Source organism: Mesorhizobium sp. B3-1-9 (assembly GCF_006439595.1).
In the GTDB taxonomy this organism is placed as follows: Bacteria; Pseudomonadota; Alphaproteobacteria; order Rhizobiales; family Rhizobiaceae; genus Mesorhizobium.
This window is the reverse complement of sequence record NZ_VFTJ01000036.1, coordinates 1-20,609: the sequence shown is the minus strand read 5'-3', so window position 1 is coordinate 20,609 and position 20,609 is coordinate 1. Positions and strand designations below refer to the sequence as shown.

The following is a 20,609-nucleotide window of genomic DNA, read 5'->3' as shown; positions in this document are numbered from 1 at the left end:
TCAGCACGAATCGTTCCATCAAAAGCTTGAATCACGACCAAGCCATGATGGGAATCCTGAATATCAACAAACCTTAGGCCGGCCCGAATTGAATTGGAGATTGGTCGAGATCTAGAAGCGATCCTGCCACGGTTGCTTCCGCCGGTTTCCAGTCAGGAGGACCGCGTGAGCTGAGCGGCTGAAGCTCGTAACGCCGGACCACCGCATCGGAAAAACGCTTGCTGTCGGAGGTGATCAGGAAGGCGCTCAACAGCGGCTCGACGCTGTTCGCTTCGGGAATGATCGCCGTTGCGAAATCGCAGCCGGACAGGCAACAGTCGCAATCATAGCCGCCGCTATGCGATCCGCCGTGTGAAGTGGTTCCCGCATCGGCGGTGCACAAGATGTTGCCGAAAGCATCGCGCGGCCCGGCGGCGGCCTGCGCGCCGATTCCCGCACCGCTTACGAATGCCTGAACGAAAAGAACCAGTGCAGCGGCGATCGCTACTGGTGCGGGCGATCGTCTGCGCGACAATGTCATTTGGCCAAGCCGATCCTGTCCTTCAGGGCTATAGCATACGTGATTTCGGCTTGGCTATCGTGGCTTCGGCCAGCGGGACGACAACAAAAAATTGGGCGCCGCGGGCGAAACCGGGGCGGCCGGCGAGCACCGATTGGCCTACGGTACCTGGGTATCGTCAGGCCGCGGGAGGTCGGACCTGCCGAGAGCGGATCGCACATATTTCACATTTCCGTTATGTGATAACATCGCTTTCTGGTTGACTGACGTAATAACATAACCTACCCAGTGATCGCTTCGGCGACAGGGGTTGCCTCGCTCTGCAAAGGGAGAAAGACATGCGTTCCTTTCCATTTTTGGCGGCGCTGTTGTTCGCCGTGACATTGCTGACAGGCGGCGGTGCTCGCGCCGAAGATAAGGTGAACATCGTCGCGGCCGAGAATTTCTATGGCGATCTCGCCCGTCAGATCGGCGGCAGCAATGTCGCGGTGACCAGCATTCTTGCCAATCCCGACGATGACCCGCATCTGTTCGAGACCAGCCCATCGACGGCGCGCACGATCGCCGGCGCCAAGATCATCATCTACAACGGCGCGGATTACGATCCGTGGATGGAGAAACTTCTATCAGCCTCCACCAACGCGCAGCGCACGACCATCGTGGCCGCGGATCTGATCGGCAAGAAGTCGGGCGACAACCCGCATTTGTGGTACAATCCGGCGACGCTGCCCGCGATCGCCAAGCAACTCTCTGCCGACCTTTCAAAGCTCGACCCCGCCAATGCAGCGCACTATCAGGCCAACCTGGCGAAGTTTCAGTCGTCGTTGGATGCGATCAACAAGCAGATCGACGACGTCAAGAAGGCCTATGGCGGAACCGAGGTCACCGCGACGGAGCCGGTGTTCGGCTATATGGCCGATGCCCTCGGCCTCAAGATGCTGAACTACGATTTTCAGGTCACGGTGATGAACGATGCCGAGCCGAGCCCGACGCAGGTGGCGGCATTCGAGAACAGCCTCAAGGACGGATCGGCCAAGATCCTCTTCTACAATTCGCAGGTGACGGACGAAGCGACGACGCGTCTCCTCGACATTGCCAAGCAAAACAAGGTCACCGTCATAGGCGTAACCGAGACGGAACCCGCCGGCAAGACGATCCAGTCGTGGTTCGGCGGCCAGATCAGCGACGTGCAGAAGGCCCTGGCCGCTCGCACACAATGAATGTCATCGCCTTCGACAGGGTCACATTGACCTATGGGGGACGCCGGGTTCTTACCGACGTCTCCTTTTCCATTCCACAGGGTGCGTTCGTGGGGCTGCTTGGCGCCAACGGGGCGGGCAAGACAACGATGCTGCGCGCCGTCCTGGGGCTTTTCCGTCCGGCCAGCGGAACGATTTCCGTCCTTGGCCGGCCGCCGACACGCGGCAATCCCGCCATAGGCTATATGCCGCAGGCGCGCCGCACCGTGACCCATGCCGGCATCAGCGGCTTCGATCTCGTCGTCACGGCGGCAGGCGGCCATCGTTGGCGCTGGCCGGCGGCGTCGGCGCTCGAGAAGGACGCGGCATGGAAAGCGCTTGAAGAGGTCGGCGCGGCCGATATCGCCAGGAGGCCGTTCGCGGAGCTGTCGGGGGGCGAGCGGCAGCGAATCCTCATCGCCCAGTCGCTGATCGGCGACCCCAAGCTGCTGCTGCTCGACGAGCCGCTGATCAGCCTGGACGCCGCGCATCAGCGCACCATCATCGAACTCGTCCATGAGGTCGGCGAGCGGCTGGGTATCGCCGTCATCTTCTGCTCGCACGAGATCAACCCCTTGCTGCGCGCCGTCGATGCCGTCCTCTATCTCGGGAACGGCAACGCCGCGATCGGGAGCGTCGACGAGGTCATCAACGGTCCGGTCCTGTCGAGGCTTTATGGAACGCACATCAACGTGGTGCGGGTAGGCGGACGCATCTTCGTGATGGCCGACGACGTTGAACTGGAGGGCGCAGCGCATGTTCACGATGTTTGACTACGAATTCATGCGCAACGCCTTCGCCGCATGCACGGTCGTTGCCATCGTGACCGGGGCGGTAGGATATTTCCTCGTGCTGCGAGGCCAGACCTTCGCAGGACATGCGCTGGCTCATGTCGGATTTCCCGGCGCAACGGGCGCCGGCCTGCTCGGCCTGTCGCCATTCTTCGGGTTGACTATCTTCACCGTGCTGGCCGGCATCGGCATCGGCCTTCTGGGCGAAAGAGCGCATCGCGACGTCGCGATCGGCATCGTGCTGACCCTTTCGCTCGGTCTCGGCTTGCTTTTCCTGCATTTCTACACTGCTTTCGCGTCCCAGGCGACGAATGTCCTGTTTGGAAACGTGCTCGGCATCAGTTTCCGGACGGTCGTCATCCTTACAGTGCTTTCCCTGGCGATCCTGGTCGGCTTGACCTTCATTTCCAGACCCTTGCTCTTCGCCAGCCTGCAGCCTGAGCTGGCGGAGGCCAAGGGCGTGAACCTCGATCTGGTTTCGACATTGTTCATGATCATTGTCGCTGTGACGACGGCTGAAGCCACCCAAATCGTCGGCGTGCTTCTCGTCTTCGCGCTGATGGTCGCCCCGGCGGCAACGACGCTGCGCCTGACCCGCGGTGTGCTGCGGGGCATCCTTGTCTCGATCGCGCTAGCGGTCGCCATTGCCTGGACCAGCTTGTGGCTTGCATTCGAAACAGACTGGCCGACGAGCTTCTGGATCACATCGCTCGGTGCCACTGCCTATCTGGGCGCCGGTCTCATCCGGCGCTTGAAGGCGGCGCAATGACTCCCTGATGAACGGCTGAAAGCGTCGAACACCAGAGCAGCAGCCGGCCTGCCGCAGCCACGCGACCAAGATGTTTTTCTGGCCGGGATACCGTTCACGGCATCAGCTTGTGTTCGCCCTGCTTCAAGGAATCGCGCGGACGCGTAAATTGCTGAACAGGAGGCTCGTAGCGGTATTTCCCAGTGGGCAATCCATCGGCGGGAGCAGCCCCCGATGGTTGGGGCATGGTTGTTGGAGGCTTGGTGGCGATCGCCGTTCCTCCAAGGAGGAGCCCGATCGCGACCAGCCAACTGCCCAGAATGCGTGTGCCGATCGTGTACCACGCAGGCGGGAAAATCCGTCCGATAAGACCGACGGCGACAACGATCCAAAGGGCGATGATCGTCCCCGAGAGCGGTATTCGGAGATCGTTCAACGTAGGGTCGGTGAACTTTGTGACGACGGCCAACAACGCGCCGATGAGCAACGCCGCGGCGGGTATCGTGCAAGTTCGGAAACGACCGGAAACGACGAGAACGATGCCGATTATCAGCATCGAAAATGGCGCGGTAAGGAAAGCGTGAGTCGTCGCTCCCCGTACGCCGGCCATCACATCAAGGAATCGATCGTAAAGCAGAGTCCCGACCACCTCGCCCAGCAGCAATGCCACGAGTGTGAGAACTCCAAGCCTCAGGCTTACCAGAGCGGTTGCAAAGCCCAATCCGACCAGCGGCAAGACGCGTTCAGGAGAAAGGGCGCTGTTGAGGATCCACCACGACGTCTGCGTCCTTTCCGAAGAGGTCGCAAGTAGGCCGATCATGGCAGCGCCGGCGATGGCCACGACAGGGCCTGACCATCGAAGCAGGAATCGCCACGCCGATCGCTTGGGATATGTTTCAGGCGACAAGGAAATAAACGCCTCCCGCCGCGATCAATCCGCCCAGGCCCTGCGACAACCGTCCGCTGAATGCCTTGCCCAGCAGAAGTCCGAATCCGATACCCAGCAGGTGGATCAAGCCGGTGGCGATGACGAAGCCGATTGCATAGTCGGCCGGGTCGGCTGCATTCGGCAGTTCGGCGCCGTGGGCGTGGCCGTGGCAGATGGCGAACACGGCAATCATTAGCAACGCAACCCATTCCGCCGGCCGCCAGGCGCAGGCGATGGCCAGCCCCAGGGCGATGATCGACAGCGCAATGCCAATCTCAACACCGGGCAGCGGGACACCTGCTATTCCGGCAATCCCGCCCACGACCATGATCAGCGGGAATGCAACCGGCAGCGTCCAGATCGAACGCCCACCGATCTGGGCGCTCCACAGTCCCACGGCAAACATGGCCAGGAAATGATCAGGCCCGGTCAGCGGATGTTCGAAGCCGCTGCCAAATCCACCCGTCCCCGACTGAATGATATGCGCTTGCGCCGTCGTGGACCCGGCCGTCAGAGCTGTTGCCGCCGCCACCATGCCGTATGCAAAGTAGCCAAACCGGATTTGGCTGCTGATGGACGGCAGCTCCGCTTTCTCTTCAAGTGTCTGCGCCACTCACGAACCTGCCATGTTGCCAAAGCGGCAAATTGCCATCGATGGAATCATCAAGATAAGACTTTTACGCTCAATGGATTCAGCGAACCAGAAAACGGCTATTTTTGGCGTTAAACTCGAAGCGGAGCGTCAATCGTCGGCGCTGGAGCGTGAGAGCGCAAGGGTGCCGAAGCTGAAACGAAGAGGCGCTTGAAGTCCCGGTCCCCTCTGGGAGTTCGATCCGGAGCAGATCTGGCGGGCAGATTGGCTTTCGCAATCGAAAACTTGCCGAGAGACGGAGGCGATCAGCTTCGGGCTGGCGCCGCGAGAGCATTCGCGTGATCGAAGTTCACGTGACTGAGGTGTCCACGGTCCTTCGGGACCGCCGTCATGGCCTGCTCCAAATATCGCGAAATTCTCCCCACGTGGTCGATCTGCTTTCGCAAGGCTTCAAACCTCTGCCCGGTCAATCGAGTGCCGGCCGTCAGCCGCACGGATGTAGGATCGTAGTAGCGGCCGCCGATCCGCAATTCGTAATAAAGGTGCGGCCCAGTCGAAAGACCTGTCGAGCCGATATAGGCGATCACCTGCCCCTGCTTCACATATTGTCCAACCTGAAGCGTCGCGGGCACTCGGGAAATATGGGCATAGGTCGTGAAATACCCGCCATCGTGCTGCAGGCGCACATACTTGCCATAGCCGGGCTGCCAACCGATGATGGCAACCTTGCCGTCCCCCGCGGCGACGATCGGAGAGCCATAGGGGGCGGCGTAGTCGACACCGTTATGATGCAGCCATCGCCTGAGAATGGGATGCAGCCGCCAGGCAAAACCATCGCCAAGCCTTCCATTGGCGACTGGCTTTGCCATCATCATCTTTGAAACAGACCGGCCCTGGTCATCGAAGAATTCCGCCTCTTCGTTTGCGGACGGCCGATAGCGATAAAATGTCTTGCCGCCATCTCCGCTGTCGAATCTTGCCGAGACAAGTTCGGAGCTGCCATCAGCACGTGTCCGGAAGATCAGCTCGATCGAGTGGGCGTCAGCCGAGTCACCATCGAGCTTGAGGCCGCAATTGCGCGCCAGCCCGATAATCTGGCTCGCCACGGCGGGCGGCACGTTTTCCTTTTCAAGGCGCTGCATGACAAGCGGATATTTCGCCCGCAGTTGCGAGACATTTCCATCCGCATCCAGTCCGTCCACGCCTCCCGCGTGGAAGCCTGCTTCGGTCGCCTCGGCAGCGAGGCGGTCAAACAAGTCGTGGTTAGCGACCGGCTGAAAACCTCCAGCGTCGCTCCGCGCAAGAATCGCCTCCGCACCATTATCCCGAAGGACCCGGACCGCCGCGAGTTGCGCGGTTCCGGCTTTCGATGCCGGCGTCTCAAGCATCAGGTCGACACGGTCGGAAGGGGCAATGGCCTGCTCCTTCAACGCATCCGCCAGCAAATGGCCATCGGCATTGCTCAAACCCGCGGCAGCTAGAAAAGCGGCAACGTCCACATCGGACTTCGGCATCGCCGCCACCCGTTTGATATGCGGCGCCGGCTGCTCCGCGGCCATGCTGACATTGATAGGAGTCCCTCGCGCCGCCATCATCTTGGAATTGCCCGGGATTGGCCGAGGGACCGCGCTCGGAGCACGGTTTGATGAGGCGTCGGTCCGTGGCTTTGCGAGCAGCGCATCGAAGGGACTCGGCCGCGCAACAGCATCTTCCTGAAAAAGCAGCGGTTCCGCCGCATCCGATTGATCGTCAGCAGATGGATTTCCCAGCGAAAACTCGACATGGCGATAGGTGAATTCGTTGGCGGACCCATTGGGGCCGGCTTCCACCAGATTGGCGATCGCATCCGTTCCGGCGACATGCGGCGGTGGCAGCCGATCGTCCTTTGGTGTCGATCCTTGTCTTGTCCTTTGTGGTTTTGCCGGGATTGCCTGGGCAAAGGCCGGAGGACGCACGGCAACACGCAATGTGCCAAGCAGCATACCCGTGGCGCCGATGGCCGCGACCATGATCGCGAGCACGAGTCGCGCATGGGTTCGAAACGCAAACCGCACGGTTCGTTCCTGCCAGTGAATGCCCGCCAGGGGACCATGGCTCAAATCGATACCGCGATGCCGGAACGCGCCGGAATTGCCATCATGCCCCCGACGATACTTGCCCGCTGCGGGCACGACAGGCACTGCCATTTGCCAGATTTCCCCTCTCTGGTCCCGCCCCACATCTTGTCAGGATCGGCCGATCCCCGCCCTCTATGACGAGGAAGCGTCCCTAAGGACACCCGTTCAACCCTCACATCTTTGTGCTTGATACGTTATACTATAACCGATAACAAGATGAAAACCGCCCCCTCAACGGAGTTTCCCGCCATGCAGACCCAGACTCCAGTAACCGTGCTGACCGGCTATCTCGGCGCGGGCAAAACCACGCTGTTGAACCGTATCCTGTCCGAAAATCACGGCAAGAAGTTTGCCGTCATCGTCAACGAGTTCGGCGAGGTCGGTATCGACAACGATCTTATCGTCGACGCCGACGAAGAAGTGTTCGAGATGAACAATGGCTGCATCTGCTGCACGGTGCGCGGCGATTTGATCCGCATCATCGACAGCCTGATGCGCCGTCGCGACCGTTTCGACGCGATCCTGGTGGAGACGACCGGCCTCGCCGACCCGGCGCCGGTCGCGCAGACGTTTTTCGTCGACGAGGACGTTCGTTCCAAGACCAAGCTCGATTCCATCGTGACAGTGGTCGACGCCAAGCATCTGCTCGGCGAGATCGACGAAGCGCACGAAGCCCAGGAGCAGTTGGCATTCGCCGACACGGTGCTGCTCAACAAGACCGACCTCGTCTCGGCCGAAGACCTGAAGGAGGTCGAAAGCCGCATCCGGCGCATCAACCCGACTGTTTCCATCCACCGCACACAGCGTTGCGACGTCGATCTCGACAAGGTTCTCGGCCGCAATTCGTTCGACCTTGACCGTATCCTCGAAGTTGAACCGGATTTCCTCGACGAGTTCCACGAGCATGAGCACGATGACCATGTGACCAGCTTCGCCCTGGTCACCAGGGAACCGCTCGACCCGAAAAAATTCCTCCCGTGGCTGCAGACGGTCACGCAGCAGTTCGGCATGGACATGTTGCGCATGAAGGGCATTCTCGCTTTCAAGGACGACGACGACCGCTTTGTGGTGCAAGCCGTCCATATGCTGCTGGAAGGCGATCACCAGCGGCCGTGGAAGGCTGATGAGGAGCGGACCAGTCGTCTTGTCTTCATCGGCCGCAATCTGCCGAAGGGTATCATCGAGAGCGGGTTCATGGGGTGCCGGGCGTGACCTTCGCCTATCACGAGAGGCCGCGAAGCTGGTGAAATTCGTCAATCCCTTTGCGCCCAGACGGGGACCTTCATCATCTCATGCGGACAGGATCAAACAATGGATACGCGATGGGCTTGATCTGAAGGAAGATGTCGCAATCACCGTGACGGAGGTTCGCTGCCGCGAATCCGGCTGTCCTGACCTGGAGACAGTCATCAGCATATTGGAGCGGCCGATACGCTCCTTGCGCGTCGGCAAGGCCGTGGCAATGATTGCAGAGCCCGACATCGCGCTCGCGCTGCAAATCGGGCAACGGCTTCTCGACGCAAACGCGGAGAGTTCATCCCCGAAGGTCAGCGTCAAACAGCATTGAAGGCATGGACTGGCTCGAGGATCAAATTGAATGGATTGCGGACGGCAAAAAGGTTGCCGTCGGCCTGACCCGTTTTGGAATGGGCAAGAACCTCCTCCTTTTGCCGGCGCTCAGCTCGATCTCGACCCGCGCCGAAATGCGACCGCTGCAAGAGCGGCTCGGCGCATCCTTTGCCACGACGGCCATCGACTGGCCCGGCTTCGGCGCCTTGCCTCGCCCCAGGATTGCCTGGCGCCCGGAACTTTATCGTACATTCCTGCGCTTCGTGACGCAGAGTGTCGTTCAGCCTGCTGCGACCATCGCTGCCGGTCATGGCGCGGGCTATGCGCTGGCAATGGCCGCCGAAAATCCGGGTGGCTTGGGTCGCCTTTGCCTGCTGTCGCCGACCTGGCGTGGGCCGCTTCCAACCATGACCGGCAGGCGAATGGCGCTGTTTCGCGGGCTGGCAAAGGCCGTCGACCTGCCGCTCGCCGGGTCTTTTCTCTATCGGCTCAATGTGAACAGCCTTGTCATCGGCATGATGGCGCGTGGCCATGTCTATGCCGATCCGGCCTGGCTGACGCCGGAGCGCATGGCCGAAAAACGCACCGTCACCGACGCGCCCGGCGCCCGCTACGCTTCCTTCCGCTTCGTCGCCGGGGAACTCGATCCGTTCACCGATCGCGATGCCTTCCTGGAAAGCGCGCGACGAATCTTGACGAAGATACTCGTCGTCTACGGCGGCGGAACCCCACGCAAGTCCAAGGCGGAGATGACGGGCCTGGCATCGCTGACGAATGTGCGGACCGTCGAACTGCCTCGCGGCAAGCTCTCATTCTACGAGGAGTTTCCGGACCAGACCTGGGAGACGATCCACCCGTTTCTCCTCGAATCCGACTGAGGGCGGGTCGGTGGCCGGGTATGGCGTTGGCGTGACTTGTGGTTGCTGATTCAGGAAGCTGAGGCATTGCAGCTGGCGCAACGCACCTTGAGTTCAATGGCGACAGTATCGACCTGAAAGGCCTCTTGCTCGGCCCAGGCCACAAGCCGGCGATCGACGGTCTCGTCATGGTGTTCGACAACAGTTCCACACCGGTCGCAGACCGCGAGGATCGTTGTTTGTCCATGATGGGGGTGCGCGTCGGTGCAGCGCACAAAGGCGTTCATGCTCTCGACCTTGTGGACGATACCGCATTGAATAAGACTGTTGACCGCCCGGTAAACCTGCACCGGTGATTTGATCCCCCGAGGCCCAAGTTCCCTCAAAATCTCGTAGGCGCCGATCGGCTTACCTGCCTTGTCTATGATCTCCAGCACGAGCGCCTGGTTCTTGGTCAGACCGCCGGGGATCGTGCCGATGCGATTGAGATCGAGCATTCGGTTCACATTTCTGTTATGAAATAACATAACTTTCTGTTGACCAATGTAATAACATAACTTACCCAGGGGTCAACTGGAATTGAAATCTACCGGAGATCACATGCAGGCAGAGGCAGGGCGCAAATTGCCGGTGACCGTCCTTTCCGGCTTTCTCGGCGCCGGAAAGACGACACTTCTCAACACTATTCTCGGCAATCGCCAGGGTCGGCGGGTCGCTGTGATCGTCAACGACATGAGCGAGGTCAACATCGATGGGTCGCTGATCCGCGACGGCGGGGCGAACCTGTCGCGGACCGACGAGCAACTGGTCGAGATGACCAATGGCTGCATCTGCTGCACCTTGAGGGACGACCTTCTGAAGGAAGTTCAGGCGCTGGCAAGGCAGGGCCGGTTTGACAATCTTCTGATCGAATCCACCGGCGTTTCCGAGCCGCTTCCGGTTGCCTCCACCTTCGAGTTTCGTGACGAAAATGGCGTCAGCCTGTCGGACGTGGCGAGGCTCGACGCCATGGTCACCGTGGTCGACGCCGCCAATCTGCTGAAGGACTACGCCTCGAGCGATTTCCTGAAGGATCGCGGTGAATCGCTTGGCAATGGGGATAATCGCGCGCTTGTCGATCTGTTGGTCGAGCAGATCGAATTTGCCGATGTCATCGTGCTCAACAAGGTGTCGGCCGCAACGGCGGCCGACCTCGACGCCGCGCGAAAGATCGTGCGTGCGCTCAATCGGGATGCGCGGATCATCGAGACTGATTTTGGTCGGGTGGACCTTGCGGCAATCCTCGACACCGGCCTGTTCGATTTCGACAAGGCGCATGAGCATCCGCTCTGGTTCAAGGAGCTGAACGGCTTTTCCGAACACGTTCCCGAAACCGAGGAATACGGGATTACTTCGTTCGTTTACCGGGCGCGCCGGCCCTTCGATCCGACGAGATTCAAGGCTTTCATCGACCGCGCATGGCCGGGCGTCGTCCGCGCCAAGGGATTTTTCTGGCTGGCCACGCGCCCGCAGCATGTTGGCGAATTGAGCCAAGCTGGTGCGTTGGTCCGCAGCGGCCGGCGCGGCTTCTGGTGGTCGGCGGTTCCGAAGGCCAGATGGCCCGACAACGACGGCTGGCGCCAATCCATGCAGCCTTATTTCGATCCGGTCTGGGGAGACCGCCGGCAGGAGATCGTCTTCATCGGAACGCACCCGATGAACGAAGCGCGCATCCGGAATGAACTCGATTCCTGCCTGGTTGCCGCCGAAACTTTCTCGCCGGCACAATGGAAGCATCTGTCCGATCCGTTTCCGCGCTGGACGGAGGAAGCCGCATGAACTGGCCACGAATCTCGGCGGGGCGAACGATCTTCGCCCGCAGCTTTCTCGTCTGGTCCGCGTTCGAGCGTCTGGGGGTCTTGGTCCTCATCATCGTCGCGCTGTGGCTGGCGGTTGCCTGGGCGGTGTCGCTGGCATGAACAAGACAGATCCCGCAGCCGCCGAGGCCGGCGGCCGCCTCATCAGCCTGTCGAACGTGACAGTCGCCTATGATCGGCGCCCGGCCGTGCATCATCTTTCCGGCTCATTTCTTCCGGGCAGCATGACGGCGATCGCGGGCCCGAATGGCGCCGGCAAATCGACGCTGGTCAAGGCGCTGATGAACCAGCTCCCTGTCGTGGAAGGACATATCGACCACGCCGAACTTTCCTCGCGCGACTTCGGCTACCTGCCGCAGGCGGCGGAGATCGACCGCAGTTTCCCGCTGAGCGTCGGAGACACGGTCATGCTCGGCGCGTGGCACGTCGTCGGTGCGTTTCGCGGTATCACCGCGGCGATCACGGCGAAGGCGCGGGAGGCGCTGTCGGCCGTCGGCCTGGAAGGGTTCGAACGTCGTCCCATTGGCTCGCTGTCCGCAGGGCAGTTCCAGCGTGTGCTGTTCGCCCGGCTGCTGCTTCAGGACGCGCGGGTCATCCTGCTCGATGAGCCATTCACCGCCATCGACGCCAGGACCACGCGCGACCTGATGGATATCCTGCTGCGTTGGCACCGCGACGACCGCACGATCATCGCCGTCCTGCATGATTTCGAGCAGGTGCGGGCGCATTTCCCCGAAACGCTGCTGATTGCCCGCGAGCCGATCGGATGGGGTCCGACGTCATCGGTGATGACCGCAGAGAACCTGCTCAAGGCGAGAGCCATGGCGGAAAACTGGGACGACTTTGCCGAGGTTTGTCACCGGCCCAGAAACAAAGCGGCATGAACCTCCACGACCTGCTTTTGGCGCCCTTTGTCGACTATGGCTTCATGCGCCGGGCGCTTGTCGCCTGTTTCTGCCTTGGACTGGGCTCCGGCCCGGTCGGCGTGCTCCTGATGCTGCGCCGTATGAGCCTGGTCGGCGATTCGCTCAGCCACGCCGTGTTGCCCGGCGCGGCGGTCGGCTTCCTGTTCGCGGGCTTTTCGCTGACTGCCATGGGCATCGGCGGGCTGATCGCCGGGCTCGCCGTTGCGATCCTGTCGGGCATCGTCAGCCGCACGACGTCGCTGCGCGAGGATGCCAGTTTCGCCACCTTCTACCTCACGTCGCTCGCCGCCGGCGTGCTGATCGTCTCGCTGCGCGGATCGAGCCGGGATCTATTGCACGTACTGTTCGGCACCATCCTCGCGATCGACGCGCCGGCGCTTTACCTGGTCGCGACGATCGCTTCGCTCACGCTGATCATCCTTGCGATCGTATACCGCCCGTTGATCGCAGAATGTTTCGACCCCGGATTTCTTCGCGCGGTCGGCGGACGCGGGTCGCTCCACCATCTCGTCTTTCTCTTCCTGGTCGTTCTCAATCTCGTCGCCGGCTTTCAGGCCCTGGGTACGCTCATGGCGGTGGGGCTCATGATGCTGCCCGCCGCGATTGCCCGGCTATGGGCACGCAGCGTGCCCGGAATGTTCATCGTCGCGGCTTCGACGGCAGCGCTCTCCGGTTTCGTCGGGCTGATCGCCTCATTCCATCTCGGCTACGCCTCGGGACCATGCATCATCCTGACCGCAAGCCTCCTCTATTGCGTCTCGCTGCTTGCCGCTCCGTCGGGTGCCGTGCGGCGCCTGTTTCCCCGCCCACACCTTACGGGCTGATCACCAAGGAGAGTTTCGATGAGAAGACTGAACATGATGGCCACGCTTGGGCTGAGCGCTGTTGCCGTGTTGGCGGTGGCGGCCGCTGCCTCCGCCAAGACGCTGCATGTCGTTGCGAGCTTCACGGTGCTTGCCGACGTGGCCAAGGAAGTCGGCGGCAGCAATGTCGAAGTCAAGACAATCGTACCGGCCGACGGCGATCCCCATGAATACGAGCCGACGCCGGACGACGCCAAGAACCTCAAAGCCGCCGATGTCGTTTTCGTCAGTGGCGAAGGGCTGGAGGGCTGGATGGATCGCCTGATCAGCGGTTCCGGTTACACAGGATCCCCGGTCGTCGCTTCCGAAGGCGTCAAGACCCGCACGATGGACGAGGACGGCAAGACCGTGACCGATCCGCATGTCTGGAACAGCCCGGTCAATGTCGAGGTCTGGGTCGGCAACATCGAGAAGGCGCTCGAGGCGGCCGATCCCGAGGGGGCAGGACATTTCAAGGCGAATGCCGAGAGATACATGAAGAAGCTCCATGAACTCGACGCCTACGCGCGTTCCAAGATCGACCCGATTCCGCAGGAGAAGCGCAAGGTGCTGACCAGCCATGACGCCTTCGGCTATTTCGGACGTGAGTACGGGGTTTCTTTCCTGTCGCCGCTTGGCTTGTCAACTGAAGCCGAGGCCTCGGCCGGCGACGTCGCCAAGCTGATCGAGCAGATCAAGAAGGAAGGCGTGAAGACCTATTTCTTTGAAAACTCCAACGATCCTCGTCTCGTCAAGCAGATCGCGGGCGCCACGGGCGCCGAAGCGGGCGGAGAGCTCTACGTCGAGGCCCTTTCGAAAGAGGACGGTCCCGCGCCAACCTACGCCAGGATGTTCAAATACAACGTCGACCAATTGGCTGCTGCCATGGCGAAACAAACGCTGGCGCAGCAATAGAATATTCCATGCCAAAAGCGGATGGGGCCGTGGCCCCATCCGTAGGTTCACCCTGCGATTCCGCCTCTGGCGATGAGATCGAAGAAGCCGCGCCGTGAGGTTGTTGGTTCTGTCCAGAGTGGTATCGGGAGGCCGGCTTGCGGCGTGACGGTGGCCTCCAGAATCCAGTTGCGGGTTTCAAGATGCGTGGGAGCCGCGATGGGCTCGCTTCCGCACCTGCCTGCCCGGCGGCTGCCTCGTCGATCTGAGTTTCGACGCCGAGACATTGGCGAGCCTGCGCGACGGCAAAAGCCTCAAGGTCAAGGTGGTCGCGGACGGGGGGAAGGAGACCAATCTGGCACTCTCGCTGAATGGCTTCCCCAGCGCCGTCGACAGGACGATGGCGCTGTTGAGGTAGACTTCTATTTCCCGTACCGTTGCTCCTGGGCATCGGCAATGTGTTCGCAAAACAGCTCCCCGTTACACCGGGTCTCGTTCGCTGGATTTCTCCGGATGGCTACCCGCGCGGTGTCTTCATGAAGGCCGTCGAGCGAAGCTCGGGATTCTGCAGTCGAATGTAAGATCTGACTTATATTTAAACATCCTAATGTTTACATCAATAAATCCGAAACAATTCAATTAACCTCTTTATAAGTTGCTTGATGTGTGATGTTCTTGACAGACTTGCTTTGCGGTGCCGATTCGATCGCCAGTGCAACGCCGCCATTGCCCGGGACCAAGGTGCGATCGCGGTTGGCAATCTGATCAGGCTGAGGAGAGGGTGATGCTGGAGCAGATCAAGCCAGCAGTGGGCATTGCGGATATATGAGGTCGTGGCGCAGCCTAGTCAGGCGAGTGGCGCGTCATTGCCGTCGGTCAGTCGACTGATGCAAGGATCCGCCGAGGGTCATCCCGTTCCGGCCCGGCAAAGCGGGCAGGCAACCCTCCTTGCCAGCTGTCGGTTCGCCACCAACCCCTTCAGCAAATCTCTTATCACATGGATCGGTCGGCTGCCGCCCCGGCCATATCGATTTGCAAGGCGGCCGGCATGTTACGACGACTGGTTGCGGCAGTGGCCATTCGACGCGGGGGAATATGATGGATAGAATCGTGAACAGCAAAGCAGGCATGTCGGCGGAGCCGACGCGCGAACCATCATTTGCCCATCGCCTGCTGCGCGGCGGCCGTATGACCAAATGGAAAGGCCAGGCGGCGAGCTATGCGCCGAATCTTGCCCACCTGGCTTCGGCGGCAGCTCCGGTCTTGCGTGGTGCGCTTGTGTCGGCCGCGCTATTGGCCGGGCTTGGCGCCGTCCCTGCAGGGGCGGCCGATCTCTATTGGGACGTCAACGGCACCGCTGTGGGCCTCGGGGGTACCGGAGCCTGGAACACCTCGTCCCTGCTTTGGAATCCGAGCAGTGATGGTGTCACCGGGCCGATGGCCAGTTGGAACAATGCCGCCGTCGGCGGCGACAATGCCTTCTTCAACGGCACCGCCGGGACGGTGACGCTCGCGGGGCCGATGACGGCCCACAATCTGACCTTCGGTGTCGCGGGCTATACAATCGCTGGCAGTACGCTGACGCTCACCGGCACGACGCCGACGATTTCCACTGCCGGAACCACCACAATCAGTTCGGTGATCGCCGGATCAGGCTTCACCAAAGTCGGCGCCGGCGGGCTGACGCTCACCGGCGCGAACACCTTCACGGGTGACATCACCGTCTCGGCCGGAGGACTTGGGCTCGCCAGCGATGCCTCACTCGGCGCGGCCGGCAATGGCGTGTCACTTGCGAATGGTACCTCTATCAGCTCGACCAGCGCACTTGCCGCCAGCCGCGTTGTTACGATCGTCAGCGGACGTGCGGTCGCAGGTAGTGGGGCGCTCACAGCGCGCTTCACCGGGGCCGGCGGGCTGCAGGTTTTAGGCACAATCAGCAACGACGCCAACGACTATACAGGTCAGACGGTTTTCGGCCAAGGCACCAACGGTTTCACCTCGGTAGCAGACCTTGGGGTGGCAAGCTCGCTCGGCGCGCCTACGGATGCGGCGTCGGGTACCATCACTGTAAGCGCCGGTGGCGGAGTGGGCGGCAATCTGGTCTATTTCGGTGACGGCGACAGCTCCAATCGCAACTGGCGTTTCAACAACACCTCCAGCGGAGGCAACTATCTCCAGAACGCTGGCACCGGGACGCTGACGCTGACCGGCGATATTCTTGCCGGCGGTGCCTACGGACTTACCATGAATTTCTCCGCGGCGTCCGGCGACATGGACCTGCTGGGCGTCATTAGTTCCTCGGTCGCCCGGGCTATCGCCTTTACCGGAAATGCTGGCCGGATCATCACCCTCGGGGACGCCAACACCTACACCGGGCCGACCACGATCAACACTATCACCGTCAGGGCCGGGACCCTGGCGAACAGCGGTGCCAACAGCTCGTTCGGCACTGGCAACACTATCAATTTCGGCGGCGGCACGCTGAGCTATACCGGAACGGGCTCGGCGACCAACCGCACGCTGACGATCTCGGGCTCCAGCACCATCAGCAATGACGGCACCGGCGCGCTCTCCTTCAGCGGACCGACGAGCTTTGTCGCGGGCGGCGTCGCCGATACGCTGACGCTCGGCGGCAGCTTCGCGGGGGCGAACACATTCTCCGGCGTGATCTCCGGCGCCGGCAACTTCACCATGAACGGCGCCGGCACCTGGGTGGTGAGCGGCAGCAACACTTTCACCGGCACCACCACGGTCCAGGGCGGAACGCTCACCGCCGGCAGCTCTGCTGCATTCGGGCCTTCCAATCCGCTTGTCGTCAATGGCGGCACGCTTGACCTGGGTGGCTTCGATATAACCGCGCGCTCCTTGGCAGGCACCGGCGGGACCGTGGACCTCGGCAGCAACAACCTGACGGTGAACGGCACATCGGGCAGCGCCACCTATGCCGGCGTCATTACCGGCACCGGCGGCCTTACCAAGCTAGGTGCCAGCACGCAGACGCTGACGGGCGCCAACACCTATTCCGGCGCGACCAGCATCGGCGGCGGCACGCTGGCGCTGGATTTCACAGCGCCCGGCGCGCCGACGAACAATATCGTTTCCATATCCTCGGCGCTCAATATGAGCGGCGGCACGCTCACCGTGAAAGGTGGCACCGGGACGAACAGCCAAAGCTTCAATGGCCTGAACGTCACGGCGGGCAACAACCGGATCAACGCGACCGCTGGCGCGGGCGGGGTGCTGACGGTCAAACTCGGCGCCGTCAGCCGTACCGGCGGTCTGGTCGATTTCGGCATCGGCACGGGAACGTCGATGGCCACCAGCAACGCCAACGGCGCGCTTGGCGGCTGGGCAACCGTCAACGGCACCGACTATGCGCAAGTGTCGGGCGGCTTCATCACCGCATTCACCGCCTATGTTGATGAGGACAACGCGGCCCTGTGGGCGACGGGCAATATCCTTAGCGACGAAGCCGGCAACGCCAATACGCCCTATTTCGGCACGGTGAACGGCAATGTCGCGCTCGGCGGCCTCAAATACACGGCGGCGGCCAATTCCATCGTCACTGTTGGCGCCGGCAATACGCTCGGCGTGGACGGCACTATAATCGTCTCTCCCTCGGTCGGCACCGCGAACCAGACCATCCAGGGCGGCTCCTTGACCGGAGGCGCCGGTGGAAGCGCGCTTGGCGTGCAGCAGAACAGTGGCGGCACCTTCACCGTCGCCTCGAACATTATCAACAACGGTGGCCCGACCTCCTTCACGGTGGGCGGCACGGGAGGCTCGACCGGCACCGGTGTCGTCGCGCTGACGGGCAGCAACAGTTACACCGGTGCGACGACGGTGAGCGGTGCCACGCTCGCCTTCAACAGTGTCGCCAATGGCGGCGCGGCGAGCGGCATCGGCGCCTCATCCAGCGCGTCGTCGAACCTGGTGATCGAGAACGGCACGTTGCGCTACACCGGCGCAACGGCCTCGACCGATCGCGGCTTCACCCTCGTCAACGGCGGTCCATCGCGCACCTTCGAGGTTACCAACGCCGCCACCAACCTGACGTTCTCCGGCCAAGTGACCAGCCCGGACGATGCCGGCTTCACCAAGACCGGCGCCGGCACGCTGACACTGACCAACGGGAGCAACGACTATGTCGGCGTCACCACCATTGCCGGCGGCACTCTGGCCATAAGCACGCTTGCCGATGGCGGGCAGGCGAGCGGTATCGGCGCGGCGAGCAACGCTTCATCCAATCTTGTGCTGCAAAACGGTGGGAAGCTCAGCTATATCGGCGGAACCACCAGCAGCGACCGTGGCTTCACGCTCGGCACCGGCGGCGGAGCTATCGACGTAATCGGCGGCACCACGCTGACGATGAGCGGGGTTGGCACCGGGACAGGTGGTCTCACCAAGGGCGGCGCCGGTGTCTTGGTGCTGTCGGGCACGAACAATTATACCGGCGGCAGCACGGTAAGCGCTGGCATTCTGCGTGCAGGGTCTGCGGGTGCGTTCGGCACAGGGGCGATGACAGTGGCCACGGGAGCGACTCTCGATCTGGCCAACAACAACAACACCGTGGGCGGGCTCGGCGGCGGGGGCAGCGTGCTGCTGGGCGCGGCGACCCTGACGACGAACGGCAACGGCAGCTTTTCGGGCACGATCGGCGGCAGCGGCGGCGTCGCCGTCGCGGGCGGCAGCCAGACCTTCAGCGGCTGCACCAACAGCTACACGGGAGCCACGACCATCACCGGCACGCTGAACGTCAGCTGCCTGCGCAATGGCGGACAGCCGAGCGACATCGGCGCCTCGAGCAGCGCCTCGACCAATCTGCAGATCGATGGCACACTGAACTATACCGGCGCCAGCGTCACGACCGATCGCGGCTTTACACTGACCTCGGGCAGGATCACGGTGGAGAACGCCGCCACGACACTCGAGTTCAGCGGGGTGGCGACGGGGACGCAGCTCGAAAAGTTCGGGCCCGGCACCTTGGTGCTCTCCGGTGCCAATACCTACAACGGTGCGACTTTCGTCAACGGCGGCACCCTCCGCGCGGGGTCGACCAGCGCATTCGGCTTGAGCGGCCTGCGAATGGACACGACCGGGGCAACCCTGGATCTGAACGGTTTCAGCAATACGGTCGGTTATATCAGCCAAGGTAATCTGGGCATTACTGGCGGCAACATCACGCTTGGCAGCGCCACGTTGACGATAAGCGGTATCGGAAGCGCCAATTACAACGGTGCCATCAGCGGCAGCGGCGGGCTTGTGAAGAACGGGGCCAGCGCGCAGTCGTTGTCCGGCAGCGCTAGCAGCTACACCGGCCCGACTGTCATCAATGGCGGCATCCTCGCCGTGGCCAGCCTTGCCAATGGTGGCACCAACAGCTCGATCGGAGCATCGAGTTCCGCGCCGAGCAATCTGATCATCAATGGCGGCGTGCTGCGTTATAACGGTACGGGTGGCAGCACCGACCGGCAGTTCACCTTCGGCCCCAATGGCGGCGGTCTCGACGCGTACGCCTCTGGCCCGGGTCCGATCAATTTTACCAGCACGGCGCCTGTCACCATGTCAGGCAGCGGGAGCCGAACGCTGCAGCTCGCGGGCCTGAGCACTGCCGACAACTCGCTTTCGGCGCGTATCGACAACCCGACGGGCGGCACTACCGCTCTCACCAAGAGCGGCACGGGTACCTGGGTGCTGAAGAACCAGACCAGTACCTATACCGGCATCACCACGATCAGCGGCGGCGTGCTTGCCGTCGACAAGCTCGCCGATGGCGGCCAGGCGAGTTCGATCGGGAAGTCGTCGAACCTGGCATCCAGCCTCGTGATCGGCAGCGGTTCGACGCTGCGCTATACCGGCACGGGCGACACCACCGACCGGCTGTTCACGCTGCAGACAGGCGTCAGCTTCATCGAATCGTCCGGCACCGGGGCGATCCAGTTCACCAATACCGGGTCCGCATTATACAGTGGGGCCGGAGCGCGCACGCTGGCGCTGGGCGGCACGAACACCGGTCTCAACATAATGGGCGGAACGATCGTCGACCAGAATGCCACGACCGGGAAAACGACGCTGGCCAAGAACGATGCCGGCACGTGGGTGCTGACGGGCAACAACAGCTATTCCGGCAACACCGTCATCAATGACGGGAACCTGATCATCGGCAATGGCGGCACGTCGGGCAACGCCGGCACAGGCAATGTCGTTGTCGTCAACTCGACCTCGACGCTGTCGTTCAATCGCAGCGACACGTTCAACTTTGCCGGCAACCTGAGCGGCGCGGGCAACATCGCCCAGATCGGCACCGGCACGACCAGGCTGACGTCGGCGATCGACAGCAGCATCGGCGGCACGACGCAGGTCGATGCCGGCATGCTGGAATTGGCAACCAACCTGACCAGCAGCGGCGGCACGACCGTGAATGCCGGCACGCTGCAGGTCGACGCGGGCAAGGTGCTGACCACGCCGACCCTCGCCATGGATGGTGGCTCGACCTTGAACGTCAATGGCACCGTGCAGGCGGTCGGCGCGACCCCCATAGCAATCACCGGCGACGCAGGGGCAAGCACGATCAACATCGCCAATGGCGGCACGCTGCGCGGCAATGGCGACCTTGGCGGTGGCAGCGATAACGTCAACCTGACCGGGACCTTGAACACCGGCGCCGGAGCGCTGAACCTTGGCGCCGGCAACGACACGCTGACGCTTAACGACGGCGCCGTTCTCACCGGAACAGTCAACGCCGGCACCGG

General features: G+C 62.1%; 17 protein-coding genes and 1 pseudogene. 13 read left to right on the top strand and 5 right to left on the bottom strand.

All coding sequences use genetic code 11. The features are described from left to right. Window positions 1-73: 73 nt before the first annotated feature. Entirely contained in the window at window positions 74-520 is a 447-nt protein-coding gene (locus FJW07_RS30985) for a hypothetical protein (protein ID WP_140860668.1), read from the bottom strand. A 317-nt stretch (window positions 521-837) separates the two neighbouring features. Here FJW07_RS30985 and FJW07_RS30980 point away from each other — a divergent pair, with 317 nt between their 5' ends. From FJW07_RS30980 to FJW07_RS30970, 3 genes are read left to right on the top strand one after another with little or no spacing between them, the layout of a single operon-like run. Further along, on the top strand, window positions 838-1,719 hold the full coding sequence (locus FJW07_RS30980; protein WP_140860666.1) for a zinc ABC transporter substrate-binding protein: 882 nt from the start codon (window positions 838-840) through the stop codon (window positions 1,717-1,719). Next, window positions 1,716-2,510: an ABC transporter ATP-binding protein gene (locus FJW07_RS30975; protein ID WP_140860665.1), complete on the top strand. Its 795-nt coding sequence runs from the start codon at window positions 1,716-1,718 to the stop codon at window positions 2,508-2,510. The genes FJW07_RS30980 and FJW07_RS30975 overlap by 4 nt, the downstream gene beginning before the upstream one ends. Beyond that, a complete protein-coding gene (locus tag FJW07_RS30970) occupies window positions 2,494-3,297 on the top strand; it encodes a metal ABC transporter permease (protein ID WP_210239935.1) in 804 nt (267 codons plus the stop codon). Before FJW07_RS30975 ends, FJW07_RS30970 begins: the two co-directional genes overlap by 17 nt. A 94-nt stretch (window positions 3,298-3,391) precedes the next feature. On the opposite strand, the gene FJW07_RS30965 is transcribed toward FJW07_RS30970, so the two are convergent. The 3 genes from FJW07_RS30965 to FJW07_RS30955 form a co-directional block, all read right to left on the bottom strand. Then, window positions 3,392-4,117 (bottom strand): hypothetical protein, encoded by a 726-nt coding sequence (locus FJW07_RS30965; protein WP_140860662.1) that lies wholly within the window; start codon window positions 4,115-4,117, stop codon window positions 3,392-3,394. A 55-nt stretch (window positions 4,118-4,172) separates the two neighbouring features. Next, entirely contained in the window at window positions 4,173-4,817 is a 645-nt protein-coding gene (locus tag FJW07_RS30960) for a HupE/UreJ family protein (protein ID WP_246680924.1), read from the bottom strand. A gap of 284 nt (window positions 4,818-5,101) precedes the next feature. Next, window positions 5,102-6,982 carry a M23 family metallopeptidase gene (locus FJW07_RS30955; protein ID WP_140860655.1) on the bottom strand — a complete coding sequence of 627 codons (1,881 nt, stop codon included), beginning with the start codon at window positions 6,980-6,982 and terminating at the stop codon, window positions 5,102-5,104. A gap of 180 nt (window positions 6,983-7,162) precedes the next feature. Here FJW07_RS30955 and FJW07_RS30950 point away from each other — a divergent pair, with 180 nt between their 5' ends. The 3 genes from FJW07_RS30950 (at window position 7,163) to FJW07_RS30940 (ending at window position 9,360) form a co-directional block, all read left to right on the top strand. After that, window positions 7,163-8,125 (top strand): GTP-binding protein, encoded by a 963-nt coding sequence (locus tag FJW07_RS30950; RefSeq protein WP_140860648.1) that lies wholly within the window; start codon window positions 7,163-7,165, stop codon window positions 8,123-8,125. Window positions 8,126-8,156: 31 nt separating this feature from the next. Continuing rightward, window positions 8,157-8,480 (top strand): nitrate reductase, encoded by a 324-nt coding sequence (locus FJW07_RS30945; RefSeq protein ID WP_181182779.1) that lies wholly within the window; start codon window positions 8,157-8,159, stop codon window positions 8,478-8,480. Between the two features lie 79 nt (window positions 8,481-8,559). Further along, a complete protein-coding gene (locus FJW07_RS30940; protein ID WP_181182778.1) occupies window positions 8,560-9,360 on the top strand; it encodes an alpha/beta hydrolase in 801 nt (266 codons plus the stop codon). Between the two features lie 50 nt (window positions 9,361-9,410). Here FJW07_RS30940 and FJW07_RS30935 read toward each other — a convergent pair whose 3' ends face one another. Further along, the gene (locus FJW07_RS30935) at window positions 9,411-9,836 is read right to left on the bottom strand and encodes a Fur family transcriptional regulator (protein ID WP_181182777.1); all 426 of its coding nucleotides are present in this window, start codon (window positions 9,834-9,836) and stop codon (window positions 9,411-9,413) included. A gap of 103 nt (window positions 9,837-9,939) precedes the next feature. Here FJW07_RS30935 and zigA point away from each other — a divergent pair, with 103 nt between their 5' ends. The 7 genes and pseudogenes from zigA to FJW07_RS30905 form a co-directional block, all read left to right on the top strand. Next, window positions 9,940-11,157, top strand: a complete 1,218-nt coding sequence (zigA, locus tag FJW07_RS30930) for a zinc metallochaperone GTPase ZigA (RefSeq protein WP_140860631.1) — start codon at window positions 9,940-9,942, stop codon at window positions 11,155-11,157. After that, a complete protein-coding gene (locus tag FJW07_RS31870) occupies window positions 11,154-11,297 on the top strand; it encodes a hypothetical protein (RefSeq protein WP_181166889.1) in 144 nt (47 codons plus the stop codon). The genes zigA and FJW07_RS31870 overlap by 4 nt, the downstream gene beginning before the upstream one ends. Then, window positions 11,294-12,079 carry a metal ABC transporter ATP-binding protein gene (locus FJW07_RS30925; protein WP_140860682.1) on the top strand — a complete coding sequence of 262 codons (786 nt, stop codon included), beginning with the start codon at window positions 11,294-11,296 and terminating at the stop codon, window positions 12,077-12,079. The genes FJW07_RS31870 and FJW07_RS30925 overlap by 4 nt, the downstream gene beginning before the upstream one ends. Then, on the top strand, window positions 12,076-12,945 hold the full coding sequence (locus FJW07_RS30920; RefSeq protein ID WP_140860625.1) for a metal ABC transporter permease: 870 nt from the start codon (window positions 12,076-12,078) through the stop codon (window positions 12,943-12,945). Before FJW07_RS30925 ends, FJW07_RS30920 begins: the two co-directional genes overlap by 4 nt. Before the next feature lie 18 nt (window positions 12,946-12,963). Next, window positions 12,964-13,878 carry a zinc ABC transporter substrate-binding protein gene (locus tag FJW07_RS30915; protein ID WP_140860619.1) on the top strand — a complete coding sequence of 305 codons (915 nt, stop codon included), beginning with the start codon at window positions 12,964-12,966 and terminating at the stop codon, window positions 13,876-13,878. A gap of 205 nt (window positions 13,879-14,083) precedes the next feature. Then, window positions 14,084-14,275 (top strand): annotated as a pseudogene (locus tag FJW07_RS30910) (invasion associated locus B family protein); the annotation flags it as partial. A 692-nt stretch (window positions 14,276-14,967) separates the two neighbouring features. Continuing rightward, window positions 14,968-20,609: autotransporter-associated beta strand repeat-containing protein (locus tag FJW07_RS30905; protein ID WP_246680923.1), on the top strand; the 5,642-nt coding region annotated here is incomplete at its 3' end.

Coding starts and splice junctions, on each gene's coding strand:
- FJW07_RS30985 (WP_140860668.1), bottom strand. CDS start 520: ATGACATTGTCGCGCAGACGATCGCCCGCACCAGTAGCGATCGCCGCT.
- FJW07_RS30980 (WP_140860666.1), top strand. CDS start 838: ATGCGTTCCTTTCCATTTTTGGCGGCGCTGTTGTTCGCCGTGACATTG.
- FJW07_RS30975 (WP_140860665.1), top strand. CDS start 1,716: ATGAATGTCATCGCCTTCGACAGGGTCACATTGACCTATGGGGGACGC.
- FJW07_RS30970 (WP_210239935.1), top strand. CDS start 2,494: ATGTTCACGATGTTTGACTACGAATTCATGCGCAACGCCTTCGCCGCA.
- FJW07_RS30955 (WP_140860655.1), bottom strand. CDS start 6,982: ATGGCAGTGCCTGTCGTGCCCGCAGCGGGCAAGTATCGTCGGGGGCAT.
- FJW07_RS30950 (WP_140860648.1), top strand. CDS start 7,163: ATGCAGACCCAGACTCCAGTAACCGTGCTGACCGGCTATCTCGGCGCG.
- FJW07_RS30940 (WP_181182778.1), top strand. CDS start 8,560: ATGGGCAAGAACCTCCTCCTTTTGCCGGCGCTCAGCTCGATCTCGACC.
- FJW07_RS30935 (WP_181182777.1), bottom strand. CDS start 9,836: ATGCTCGATCTCAATCGCATCGGCACGATCCCCGGCGGTCTGACCAAG.
- zigA (WP_140860631.1), top strand. CDS start 9,940: ATGCAGGCAGAGGCAGGGCGCAAATTGCCGGTGACCGTCCTTTCCGGC.
- FJW07_RS31870 (WP_181166889.1), top strand. CDS start 11,154: ATGAACTGGCCACGAATCTCGGCGGGGCGAACGATCTTCGCCCGCAGC.
- FJW07_RS30925 (WP_140860682.1), top strand. CDS start 11,294: ATGAACAAGACAGATCCCGCAGCCGCCGAGGCCGGCGGCCGCCTCATC.
- FJW07_RS30920 (WP_140860625.1), top strand. CDS start 12,076: ATGAACCTCCACGACCTGCTTTTGGCGCCCTTTGTCGACTATGGCTTC.
- FJW07_RS30915 (WP_140860619.1), top strand. CDS start 12,964: ATGAGAAGACTGAACATGATGGCCACGCTTGGGCTGAGCGCTGTTGCC.